Raw genomic sequence first — 5,844 nt, forward strand, 5'->3', positions numbered from 1 at the left:
TGCAGGGCCGGAAGCCTCCGCAGAAACGCCGGGAGCATCGGGAGCGGCAGTCTGGGAGCCGGAGGCTCTTCTCTTTCAGGTGCGAAGGCAGGGATAAAAGCAGTTCCTCTGCTACGTCGGGGAAAAAGCTGCAAAGCAGTATTACGAAGGCAGCGAAGGGAGGAGAGAATACTTCTTCTGCCAATAAGGGGACAGCGCCCTGGATTCTGCGGAAGGGCTGAGTCTTTCCACGGCAAAAAATAAGGCGGGGAAACGTGAAAGAAAAGAAAGGAGCAGCCGCTTCCGGGAACCGGATCTTTCAGACCGCACTGGCCGTCGTAGTGTCCGGCCTCATTTTGCTTGGGGCGGCAGCCGGCGTCGTGTATGTTTTCCGTAGAAACTGGAAACGTTGGGGAGGCGCAGAAGATGACAGGAATAACTATCTGAAAGAGCAGCCGTTCTTTTTCTTGCTCTGGTGCTGCTGCTGTCTCTGGCAGGCTGTGTGGATCAGAAGCGGGGAAAAACAAAGACCGGTTCCGATAAAAAACTTCTTCAGAGAACGCTGCAGGTGCAGACAGCGATGTAAACATGCTGCTGAAGATCGACGATCAGGAAGAAAAAGCAGCGGTGGAAGCGGCGAAGAAAAAAGTACAGTCCATGAAAGAGAACCGAGGATCATTGCAACGTCTCCGGCGACGGCAGATATCTGTGACAAACTGGAACTTTCTCTGACAGGCGTGTGCACAAGTACGGTATCCACGATCCCAAAGCGGTATAAAAATGTGGAAACCGTGGGGACAGCCATGAGTCCGGACATGGAAACGGTGGCGTCTTTGGATCCGGACTGGATCTTGAGCCCCATATCCTTACAGGGGGATCTGCAGCCGAAATACGAGGCGATCGATACGGACTGGGCGTTTTTAAATCTCAGGAGCGTACCGGGGATGTACCGCTCCATTCAGGAACTGGGAGAAATTTTTGACAGAAAAGAGCAGGCGCAGAAACTGGTGGATGAGTTTGCAAAATTTTACAAAGAGTACAAGGAAAAGAACCGGGGAAAAGACCGTCCAAGGTAATGATCCTGATGGGACTTCCAGGCTCCTATATCATTGCAACGCCAAATTCTTACGTGGGAAGTCTGGTGGAGCTGGCAGGCGGAGAGAATGTGTATTCCGATGAGGAACAGGAATTTCTGACAGTCAATACCGAAGATATGAAGACCAAAGAACCGGATATTATTTTGCGGGCTGCCCATGCGCTTCCGGATCAGGTGGTGGAAATGTTCCAGAAGGACTTTGCAGAAAATGATATCTGGCAGCACTTTGAAGCGGTCAAAAACGGCAGGGTCTATGACCTGACCTATGAATATTTCGGTATGAGCGCCACGTTCAGATATCCGCAGGCGCTGGAAGAACTGCAGCCGATCCTGTATCCGGAGAGTGAGGCGGATGCACAGAAAGCCAGGGACAACAGCGACGGGGCACAGAAGAAAGCAAAGGATTCCAAGGCGACGGAAATCTATGAGGAACAGAAGGACGGCAGATAGGGAGGAGGGAAGCGGATGACAGAAACGGTGTTGGAAAACACTTCCGGAAAGGCAGCCAAAGATCCATCCGGGCAGGCGAAGGCGAAGAGCCGGACGGCAAAAGCGGCTGTTTCATTTGTCGTGATGACGGTGCTTTTGGCGGCGCTGTTCTTTGGGGCAGTCAATATCGGGAGCCTGAAAGTCAGCTTTTTGGAATTGGCGAAAGGATTATTTACAGCATATAATGAGAAGGTAGCAACAATCTATGACCTGCGGTTTCCGCGTATCGTACTCTCTTTGCTGGCAGGGGCGGCGATCGCAGTATCCGGCGTACTGTTTCAGGCGGTGCTTAAGAATCCGCTTGCCGATCCGGGGATTATCGGGATCTCCAGCGGCGCAGGCTTTGCGGCAGTGATGATCACGGCATTTGCACCTGCTTTCTTCTTTTTTGTACCACTGTTTGCATTTCTGGGGGGCGTGATTGCTTTTGCGCTTGTGTACAGCCTGTCCTGGAAAGGAGGATTAAGCCCCTTCGGATCATCCTTGTAGGCGTGGCGGTAAACGCCATGTTTACCGGTCTGTCCGGTGCCCTGAATGCGATGAACGGCGGCAATATGTCGGGAGTGGCTGCCATTGTCAACGGCAACATCACGATGAAGACCTGGGACGATGTAAGAATCCTGGTTCCGTATGTTGTCCCGGGGCTGGTGCTGGCGGTCCTGTTTGCAAAGACGTGCAACCTGCTGGCGCTGGAGGATAAGACGGCGAGAAGTCTGGGGATCCAGGTGAACAGGATGCGAATCCTCATTTCTCTGACTGCGGTATTGCTGGCAGGCATTTCCACAGCGGTGGTGGGAGCCATCAGCTTTCTGGGTCTGATCGTCCCCCATATCGGAAGGCTTCTGGTAGGAAGGAATCATAAGGTATTGCTGCCGTTCAGTGCGCTGCTGGGGGCATTTACATTTTTGCTGGCAGACACCATAGGAAGGAGTATCGCCGTTCCCTATGAAGTGCCGGCATCCATTATCATGAGTGTGGCGGGAGGACCGTTTTTTATCATCCTGTTAAGGAGGTCCGGAAAATATGGAAGATAAACGAGGAATTTCTGTTCCTGTGGAAGAGGCGGAAAGAAGAGACGACAAAAAAGAAAATGGGCGGATAAGCCGGCCATGGAGGTACGGGATCTGCACTTTGCGTATGGCAGGAATCAGGTGCTTCAAGGTGTGTCCTTTAAAATCCGGGAGGGAAGGATCACAACCATCATGGGGGCAAACGGATGCGGGAAATCCACACTGTTTTCTCTGATGACGAAAAACCTGTATCCGAAAAAGGGAAATATTTTCCTGAAGGGAAAGAATATCCAGAATCTGAGCCTGAAAGAGCTGGCCAGGAAAGCCGCTGTCGTCTGGCAGTACAATACTGCGGCAGAGGATATTACCGTAGAGGAGCTGGTGGCATTCGGGCGGACGCCCCATAAAAGGATGATGCAGGGAGAAAGCGAGGAGGAGAATGATGGCGCGGGGGCGACTGGAAGATGACGATGTACTTTTCGGTGTGATTTCGCCGACTGGCTGACGCTGGAGATGACGATCTGCTGAAACCTACAGGACACCAAAGCAGTCGTGTCTGACTATCGGTATCCAGTATGTCGTCCAGGTGCAGGCCACGTCCAACCTGACTTGTCCTTATGACACGTTCCTGGTCCAATCCCCCCGCGCCCACCGATCATTCTCGCATCTTCCTCGCTTTCTCCCTGCATCATCCTTTTATGGGGCGTCCGCCCGAATGCCACCAGCTCCTCTACGGTAATATCCTCTGCCGCAGTATTGTACTGCCAGACGACAGCGGCTTTCCTGGCCAGCTCTTTCAGGCTCAGATTCTGGATATTCTTTCCCTTCAGGAAAATATTTCCCTTTTTCGGATACAGGTTTTTCGTCATCAGAGAAAACAGTGTGGATTTCCCGCATCCGTTTGCCCCCATGATGGTTGTGATCCTTCCCTCCCGGATTTTAAAGGACACACCTTGAAGCACCTGATTCCTGCCATACGCAAAGTGCAGATCCCGTACCTCCATGGCCGGCTTATCCGCCCATTTTCTTTTTTTGTCGTCTCTTCTTTCCGCCTCTTCCACAGGAACAGAAATTCCTCGTTTATCTTCCATATTTTCCGGACCTCCTTAACAGGATGATAAAAAACGGTCCTCCCGCCACACTCATGATAATGGATGCCGGCACTTCATAGGGAACGGCGATACTCCTTCCTATGGTGTCTGCCAGCAAAAATGTAAATGCCCCCAGCAGCGCACTGAACGGCAGCAATACCTTATGATTCCTTCCTACCAGAAGCCTTCCGATATGGGGACGATCAGACCAGAAAGCTGATGGCTCCCACCACCGCTGTGGAAATGCCTGCCAGCAATACCGCAGTCAGAGAAATGAGGATTCGCATCCTGTTCACCTGGATCCCCAGACTTCTCGCCGTCTTATCCTCCAGCGCCAGCAGGTTGCACGTCTTTGCAAACAGGACCGCCAGCACCAGCCCCGGGACAACATACGGAACCAGGATTCTTACATCGTCCCAGGTCTTCATCGTGATGTTGCCGTTGACAATGGCAGCCACTCCCGACATATTGCCGCCGTTCATCGCATTCAGGGCACCGGACAGACCGGTAAACATGGCGTTTACCGCCACGCCTACAAGGATGATCCGAAGGGGGCTTAATCCTCCTTTCCAGGACAGGCTGTACACAAGCGCAAAAGCAATCACGCCCCCCAGAAATGCAAACAGTGGTACAAAAAGAAGAAAGCAGGTGCAAATGCCGTGATCATCACTGCCGCAAAGCCTGCGCCGCTGGAGATCCCGATAATCCCCGGATCGGCAAGCGGATTCTTAAGCACCGCCTGAAACAGTACGCCGGATACTGCGATCGCCGCCCCTGCCAGCAAAGAGAGTACGATACGCGGAAACCGCAGGTCATAGATTGTTGCTACCTTCTCATTATATGCTGTAAATAATCCTTTCGCCAATTCCAAAAAGCTGACTTTCAGGCTCCCGATATTGACTGCCCCAAAGAACAGCGCCGCCAAAAGCACCGTCATCACGACAAATGAAACAGCCGCTTTTGCCGTCCGGCTCTTCGCCTTCGCCTGCCCGGATGGATCTTTGGCTGCCTTTCCGGAAGTGTTTTCCAACACCGTTTCTGTCATCCGCTTCCCTCCTCCCTATCTGCCGTCCTTCTGTTCCTCATAGATTTCCGTCGCCTTGGAATCCTTTGCTTTCTTCTGTGCCCCGTCGCTGTTGTCCCTGGCTTTCTGTGCATCCGCCTCACTCTCCGGATACAGGATCGGCTGCAGTTCTTCCAGCGCCTGCGGATATCTGAACGTGGCGCTCATACCGAAATATTCATAGGTCAGGTCATAGACCCTGCCGTTTTTGACCGCTTCAAAGTGCTGCCAGATATCATTTTCTGCAAAGTCCTTCTGGAACATTTCCACCACCTGATCCGGAAGCGCATGGGCAGCCCGCAAAATAATATCCGGTTCTTTGGTCTTCATATCTTCGGTATTGACTGTCAGAAATTCCTGTTCCTCATCGGAATACACATTCTCTCCGCCTGCCAGCTCCACCAGACTTCCCACGTAAGAATTTGGCGTTGCAATGATATAGGAGCCTGGAAGTCCCATCAGGATCATTACCTTGGGACGGTCTTTTCCCCGGTTCTTTTCCTTGTACTCTTTGTAAAATTTTGCAAACTCATCCACCAGTTTCTGCGCCTGCTCTTTTCTGTCAAAAATTTCTCCCAGTTCCTGAATGGAGCGGTACATCCCCGGTACGCTCCTGAGATTTAAAAACGCCCAGTCCGTATCGATCGCCTCGTATTTCGGCTGCAGATCCCCCTGTAAGGATATGGGGCTCAAGATCCAGTCCGGATCCAAAGACGCCACCGTTTCCATGTCCGGACTCATGGCTGTCCCACGGTTTCCACATTTTTATACCGCTTTGGGATCGTGGATACCGTACTTGTGCACACGCCTGTCAGAGAAAGTTCCAGTTTGTCACAGATATCTGCCGTCGCCGGAGACGTTGCAATGATCCTCGGTTCTCTTTTCATGGACTGTACTTTTTTCTTCGCCGCTTCCACCGCTGCTTTTTCTTCCTGATCGTCGATCTTCAGCAGCATGTTTACATCGCTGTCTGCACCTGCAGCGTTCTCTGAAGAAGTTTTTTATCGGAACCGGTCTTTGTTTTTCCCGCTTCTGATCCACAGCCTGCCAGAGACAGCTGCCAGAGACAGCAGCAGCACCAGAGCAAGAAAAGAACGGCTGCTCTTTTCAGATAGT

General features: G+C 52.0%; 2 protein-coding genes and 4 pseudogenes. 3 read left to right on the forward strand and 3 right to left on the reverse strand.

The window, feature by feature from the left end:
- The first annotated feature begins 479 nt into the window (after positions 1-479).
- The 3 genes and pseudogenes from isdE (FYJ34_RS11520) (at position 480) to FYJ34_RS11530 (ending at position 3,042) form a co-directional block, all read left to right on the forward strand.
- Positions 480-1,525, forward strand: a pseudogene (gene isdE, locus FYJ34_RS11520) (heme ABC transporter substrate-binding protein IsdE).
- Between the two features lie 15 nt (positions 1,526-1,540).
- A pseudogene (locus FYJ34_RS15185) lies at positions 1,541-2,598 on the forward strand (FecCD family ABC transporter permease).
- Positions 2,599-2,673: 75 nt separating this feature from the next.
- Positions 2,674-3,042 carry an ATP-binding cassette domain-containing protein gene (locus FYJ34_RS11530; protein WP_235899504.1) on the forward strand — a complete coding sequence of 123 codons (369 nt, stop codon included), beginning with the start codon at positions 2,674-2,676 and terminating at the stop codon, positions 3,040-3,042.
- A 92-nt stretch (positions 3,043-3,134) separates the two neighbouring features.
- Here FYJ34_RS11530 and FYJ34_RS11535 read toward each other — a convergent pair whose 3' ends face one another.
- From FYJ34_RS11535 to isdE (FYJ34_RS11545), 3 genes and pseudogenes are all read right to left on the reverse strand, one after another.
- On the reverse strand, positions 3,135-3,665 hold the full coding sequence (locus tag FYJ34_RS11535) for an ATP-binding cassette domain-containing protein (RefSeq protein ID WP_235899505.1): 531 nt from the start codon (positions 3,663-3,665) through the stop codon (positions 3,135-3,137).
- Positions 3,655-4,710: pseudogene (locus tag FYJ34_RS15565) on the reverse strand (FecCD family ABC transporter permease). The gene FYJ34_RS11535 and the pseudogene FYJ34_RS15565 overlap by 11 nt, the downstream one beginning before the upstream one ends.
- Positions 4,711-4,725: 15 nt before the next feature.
- Positions 4,726-5,687 (reverse strand): annotated as a pseudogene (gene isdE / locus FYJ34_RS11545) (heme ABC transporter substrate-binding protein IsdE); the annotation flags it as partial.
- Positions 5,688-5,844 lie beyond the last annotated feature (157 nt).

The sequence above is a fragment of the Suipraeoptans intestinalis genome (assembly GCF_009696485.1).
GTDB lineage: Bacteria > Bacillota > Clostridia > Lachnospirales > Lachnospiraceae > Suipraeoptans > Suipraeoptans intestinalis.

Excerpts from the sequence above, each read along its gene's own strand:
- FYJ34_RS11530 (WP_235899504.1), top strand. The coding sequence starts at position 2,674 with ATGGAGGTACGGGATCTGCACTTTGCGTATGGCAGGAATCAGGTGCTT.
- FYJ34_RS11535 (WP_235899505.1), bottom strand. The coding sequence starts at position 3,665 with ATGGAAGATAAACGAGGAATTTCTGTTCCTGTGGAAGAGGCGGAAAGA.